The following is a 5653-nucleotide window of genomic DNA, read 5'->3' as shown; positions in this document are numbered from 1 at the left end:
TAAACCCAAAACCTTTTACAGTCCTCGCATTGATACCCACCATTACCTGTTGGGTGTCCATCACCACCACACCTTTTGCACTTCTTAGTTGATGTTGTTCTAATAACTTCTCCTTCAACAAACCGTGTGCCTCCCCCCAACTTTCGTTCAATACACTCTCCAGCGATAGCTCCCAGAATAGCCCAGCCTGGATGATCCTCAAAAAATGCCATGCCGGCCCTTACTGATAAACTTGGAACCGTCCTTGTATCACGTCTATATTGTGGTTTACCGTAGTACGTAGTTTTAGAGTGACTTTTTGCCACTCTTTTCTCTATAGCGACATTCGCTGCTTGATTTTCACTCCCTATGATCCCTGTTTCAACACTATATGAAACAGTATCACCACTGTTTGGGTATGTATTCTGATTGACCAGACTATGCTTGTTAAAATATAGGTCAGGTTGGTTTGGTCGATTAATAAAGCCAAAACCCTTTTTCTTGTCAAAAAATTTAACTTTCCCTTGTGCCATAACTCCCCTCACTTTTAATCGTCAAAATACCTTGTTCGCTAAGTAACTGAGATAGCAAACTAAGTAGAACCCATCTGCTAAAAATGTTACTTGCCAATAGTAACTCAGTCACTTTTGCTCCCATTTCAGCTTAGTTCACAACTATCAAAGATGCATAAATGGAAAGGCTTTATCCTCTCCATTTATGTATCATCAATCAAGCTTCAGCCACACGCTCGCTTTCTTTTTTAAGCTTTACAAAAGTCGTGATCGAATAACCCAACCCATACATTGCCCCAATGATCCCCCAACCAATTGCAGCTTCAACATCACTCTCTGCAAACGCTGATGCGAAAACAAAACATAATGGGAACAATACCATGCCAATAATTGACATAACTTTTACCGTAGACATAACAACTCCTTTAATTGATATAACGTTCAATAGATAAAGGTTAAACACAAAATAACCTCTATAGAGGTTATAATGTATATCATAGTGAGTGGTTTATCTAGTGGTTAACAAGGACAATTTACAGCGAGTAGAATAATAAAAGAGCTTAGCTAGTTGATGGATGTCCACGATGAGTCTTCGGTAATGAACGCCTTTGGCAAAGCAATAAAAGTAAAAAGAGTTGAAATTGGATTGACTCAAGAGGATCTTGCGGAACAATCTGGTTTGGCACGTTCTTTTGTATCAGGTATTGAGCGTGGTGAAGCCAAAGCAACTATCATTTCAGTGTGGAAAATTGCTAAAGGGTTAAAATGCCTACCTTCCGAGTTATGGCTGGTGGCGGAAAGACTAAATAGCACACAAACATTAAACAAAAAGCGTTAGCTCATCTCAGTTAGCTTTTACACGATAACCAAGGAGTTTTATGGATCCCCTAGACAAAATTTGTGATGCTTGTGAACAAATGCAAAGCAACTGTGAATGTTACCGGTGCCCCATATGCCTTGAAAAAGAGCATGAGTGTGGTTGTGAAAACGAGGATGATTTGCGAAACAAAAACGAGTAATTTAGATGAAAATAGCACTCTCTAAAAGATTACTAGCTGAGATCTATTTAAGCTTGAGAAGTTTTATGATTTAGGCAACAACACCGTGATTACGTCAAAATCGCTTGGTGTTCACAGAGTTTTAGGTGAATAACGCAAAGTCACTCTAAATATTTCCCCCAGTCTTGTGCCTGCCATAGCATTTTGTGCGGTTTGGATCGTTGGTTTATCTGTCCGTTTTGCTTGTCAGCTATACGTTTTCGTTGTGTACCATTTTGCTCACGTTGGCGATACGCTAACGCACATAATGGGCACTTAGTATCTTGATGCAGTCCAGAGAGACTAAAAAAAGAACACTTTCCAGATAAAATATAGATGAGTAATCTGAAGGATGTAATTTCGATTGCGTCTTGAGTCTCAACGCGTAGCTTCATGGTGCTTAAATCAGTTGAACTCTCGGGCTCACCAATTTGCGTCATGCTTGTTTCAAACGTTTCAGTCTTACGTTTTCTCATGTTGCTGTCCTTTTAAATATGCTGAAAATGCCAAAAAGGAACGTGATGTGCGTAACGCATTGCTTTTTCAGTGTGCGTTACTTCAAGTACAGCGCCTTACTGTTCCTTACTAGTGTCAGATCTTACAAAGGTATGAGTCCAAAAGCTTAGACTGTTTCAGATTTTTACACTTGACCGTTTCATTTGTTTAACACAAAATACACAAACAAGGCTCAGGCAGGACTATAGCGTTGTCATTGTTAGTAAAAGAATATTAATGGAGTACCCTAAGGGAAAAGATAAATGACAATTAAAGCAAGCAGTTTAGTACAGCAACTGAGGTTTGCCGCAGGATACTCTGTAATTCAGTTTGCAAAGAAGATGGGCGTTTCAAAACAAACCATCTACAACTGGGAGAGCGGCCTGACAACACCGGATTTAAACCAAGTAATTAGAATGTACATTGTTTGTGGATTGAACCCCAAGTCTTTACTACCAAAGCGAAAAAAAAGCAGTAATGATGAACTTGGTGATACCGATACCAACCTCGATTAAATAGCGCAATTTGCAATCAAGATTGTTACACTATGCATACAAATGTTATTAACATAAGGAATACAAAGTGTATAAAAAAGAACCTAATTACATCTCAAAACAATTACTTCCTGACGAACACTTAGGCAGTATTATCGGTTCTAGTGGTGTGGTCGGTGATAGTGCTCAAATTAACCCTAGGCAAGGAAGGGACAATATAGCGACCTCTGTAGTACAAATCATTTCTCACAAGTACTTGCGACTAATTACAGGCTCTGGCGGTGTAGCGGGTGGTGGAGGCGGTCAAGTTGATCCTCAACAAGTGGAAGGTGCGATACAAACGCCTTACTTTAAATCTAGCAACGAGAAATCATGAGTACGCTATATCAAGTCATAATGGAAAATAACCACCTAATCAATATTTCGATTTGGGTGGTTTTGATAATTTCAGTCTTTCTAAGTAAAGACAGCCCTAATGTTCAGTGGTTAGCAGTCAATATTTTATTTGCACGCACATTAGACATTGCACTGTATGAACCTGCTTTAAAGCTGGGCGGATGGTTTTACTTTATAATGGCGACGCAAAATTTGCTTTTGATGGCGCTCATCATAAAACGCAAACAGATTGCAAACTATATAGCGCAGTTCAACTTAAGCTTTATCAGTCGCTTTGCACAAAAAAGTGCAAAAGACTTTTCCCTAACACCAAATGAGCTCACTTACATACTCATTTTAGCAAGTGCTGCTCTCATTCAAACTGCGTCCCTTATAGAGCGAGGGTTCAGAAAGCTAACTGACTTTAACCCAATGTTTATCTATAACGTGTACCCAAGTTTGATGCACATACTCACTATTCTTTCCGTGCTGGTTGTATTTTCATTAGTCATTGATGCTTATCGTGGTTTCTATACTCGTCGTGACTCTACAAGTCGCAGCAGCTCAATGTGAGAGCATGGCTCGGAGTGAATTAGCTTTGTACTATCACATAACGTGCAGAGGTTACTTTTATTAAAATTGGAGAATTCTCATGATATTGTTACCCAGTGATATAGCTAAAAAAATAACAGGAGCAGCAGGCGGTGGAGTAACTAGTCCTGACCTACCTGAGAGAAAAGAGTAAAGTTTGGGTGTAGATTGATTTATATACATGATAAAGTATTAGAAGTAGCCCATTACGTGTTCTAAGGAAGTAGTACCGCGTATTGGTGGAACGGCTTTAACCAACAACAGTGGACATAAAAAATGCAAACAAGGATTGTGGTGTATGGTACTAACCATCCTGTACATGTCGTCGATTTTGAACTCACGACCTGTATCAATAGCGGCTTTTTACTCAAAGCGAATCTAGAATCCCAATTTGACCTGGCTGATGAATTACTCGTCGGCAATATGCTCACGTTTGAAATTGAATCGCCCGATGCAATATCAACGTATTTCACTGGGACTTTGTTTGATATCCAATCTGGTTTTGTGTCTGAGCACACCAGTGGTGCAGAGGTAGTCTTAAAGCCTCGCCTTGAGTTACTTAAGCAAACAGAAAAAAGCCAAATCTTTGTACAAGCCAATGTCCAATCTGTCCTCAACAAGTTGATACAAAAAGCCGGCTATTCACAAGACCGGATAAAATGGCGAGTCACTAAAGATTTACCCACGCTACCGCAGTGCGTACAAGCACTAGAAAACGACTACACCTTTTTCACCCGACTCTTAGCAAAGTACGGCTTAATTTATTGGTTTGAATGCCATGATTTTATTGAGTCGATAGTGATTGCCGAGGGGAATCTTGCAAGCCCGTATATTGAACGAGGCTTGCTATCGGTAACGGATAAAGATGGTCTGGTTCACGAGCATGAAACTGGCTTTGTTGGGTTTACGCAGTGCCAAAGCCGCCATCGTTTTAGAATGGGTGGCTCACAAGTGCATATGAATGCCCATCCACCAACCTCGGTCAGCTCGGCCCAGCGTAGCTATTTTGAGCCTGCTGCACAAAATCCCGCTGAGCAATTTGAACGCACAGGCAATCTCGAGCTTGCCTATCAACAAGGTAAAAATGAAGTCACGTTGGTAGGGAACGTAGCTGAAGCCAATGCCGGTTATTCGTTTTCGTTAAATGGTAAATTGGGCACAGCGAAAGGTGGCGATTATACCTGTATTCGCAGTAAACAGATTTATAAGCAAGGCAGTGCCAATGACCCTAAGCAAGTTGCATATCATAGCGAGTCGGTGTGTGTACCTCGGGGTGAGCCAATACGTATCGCGCCCCCAGAGCATAGCCCCAAGCCGATGGTGTTTACCGCCACAGTGCGCTCGCTGTCGGGGTCAAAGGCTAATCCTCACTTAGATGCACAAGGGCAATATGCCACACAAGTACATTTTGATAGTCAGGTGACTGAATCAGTAAAGCGCCTCACACAATATGCCTGTCGCGGCCAAAAACAACCTACGGGGTTACACTTTCCACTGCTGCCAGACAGTAATGTGCTCATCGGTTGTATGAACAACGACCCTGACCAAAGTTACCTGTTAGGCTTTGCCCTTAACGACACCCAACCGTCTGTTGTTACTAGCGCCAATAACACCCAAAACGTGTTGTGCTCTCGCGGCCAAAACCTATTGATGTTTGATGACACTCTAAATACCCCGCATATTGTGCTGCAAACCTTAGCGGGCAACCAGCACTTGGTGTTACATGGGGATAAAAAGCAGCCTTATATTCACTGGCTTGCACAACTTGGCGCGATGAATNATTTTTGCAGCCAAAGACATACAACTTGGCAGTGTTAAAAGTGCAATTCGACTACTCACCAATAAAACCTTTATTGCCAGCGCCAAACAACAACTGGCNACTGGAGAGTAAAAAGTCGGTGATTGCTGATGCAGCAACCAACCTAGACGTCACCGCCAATCAAATTGACGTCAGCGCCAAACAAAATATCACCCTTAAGGCGGGTCGCAGCCATCGCAGTGTTATCCAAAGCGATATAAACCTCAAGGCAGACAACAATCTTACCATCACCGCTCCCGCGGGAAGTCAAATCATTCAAAGCCAAGGCAATATCACAGTAAAAGGCAGTGGCTCTGGCAACCTCACCCTTGCCAATGGTGGCAGTGAAATCAGCATTGACTCAAGTGGTAA

At 41.7% G+C, this 5653-nt stretch carries 8 protein-coding genes; 5 read left to right on the top strand and 3 right to left on the bottom strand.

The features are described from left to right. A partial coding sequence (locus CKO50_RS14290) for a cold-shock protein (RefSeq protein ID WP_095728697.1) occupies positions 1 to 512 on the bottom strand: 512 nt, incomplete at its 3' end. Between the two features lie 196 nt (positions 513 to 708). Next, on the bottom strand, positions 709 to 906 hold the full coding sequence (locus CKO50_RS14285; protein ID WP_095728696.1) for a hypothetical protein: 198 nt from the start codon (positions 904 to 906) through the stop codon (positions 709 to 711). 183 nt (positions 907 to 1089) lie between these two features. On the opposite strand from CKO50_RS14285, the gene CKO50_RS14280 reads away from it, so the two are divergent. Then, positions 1090 to 1329: a helix-turn-helix domain-containing protein gene (locus tag CKO50_RS14280; protein WP_095728698.1), complete on the top strand. Its 240-nt coding sequence runs from the start codon at positions 1090 to 1092 to the stop codon at positions 1327 to 1329. Between the two features lie 321 nt (positions 1330 to 1650). Here CKO50_RS14280 and CKO50_RS14275 read toward each other — a convergent pair whose 3' ends face one another. Beyond that, positions 1651 to 2004 carry a hypothetical protein gene (locus CKO50_RS14275; RefSeq protein ID WP_095728695.1) on the bottom strand — a complete coding sequence of 118 codons (354 nt, stop codon included), beginning with the start codon at positions 2002 to 2004 and terminating at the stop codon, positions 1651 to 1653. Between the two features lie 282 nt (positions 2005 to 2286). Here CKO50_RS14275 and CKO50_RS14270 point away from each other — a divergent pair, with 282 nt between their 5' ends. The 4 genes from CKO50_RS14270 to CKO50_RS14255 all read left to right on the top strand — a co-directional run bounded on the left by CKO50_RS14270 (position 2287) and on the right by CKO50_RS14255 (position 5301). Further along, positions 2287 to 2538, top strand: coding sequence for a helix-turn-helix transcriptional regulator (locus tag CKO50_RS14270; protein WP_045962041.1), 252 nt, complete (start codon positions 2287 to 2289; stop codon positions 2536 to 2538). Positions 2539 to 2605: 67 nt separating this feature from the next. Next, entirely contained in the window at positions 2606 to 2893 is a 288-nt protein-coding gene (locus CKO50_RS14265) for a hypothetical protein (RefSeq protein ID WP_095728694.1), read from the top strand. Next, positions 2890 to 3465: a hypothetical protein gene (locus tag CKO50_RS14260; protein WP_095728693.1), complete on the top strand. Its 576-nt coding sequence runs from the start codon at positions 2890 to 2892 to the stop codon at positions 3463 to 3465. The genes CKO50_RS14265 and CKO50_RS14260 overlap by 4 nt, the downstream gene beginning before the upstream one ends. 294 nt (positions 3466 to 3759) lie before the next feature. Further along, positions 3760 to 5301, top strand: a complete 1542-nt coding sequence (locus CKO50_RS14255; RefSeq protein ID WP_095728692.1) for a contractile injection system protein, VgrG/Pvc8 family — start codon at positions 3760 to 3762, stop codon at positions 5299 to 5301. The last annotated feature ends 352 nt before the right edge of the window (positions 5302 to 5653 follow it).

The sequence above is a fragment of the Pseudoalteromonas sp. HM-SA03 genome (assembly GCF_002289345.1).
Taxonomy (GTDB): domain Bacteria; phylum Pseudomonadota; class Gammaproteobacteria; order Enterobacterales; family Alteromonadaceae; genus Pseudoalteromonas.
Note: the sequence above shows the minus strand (reverse complement) of the source record. Positions and strands in the feature narration are given on the sequence as shown.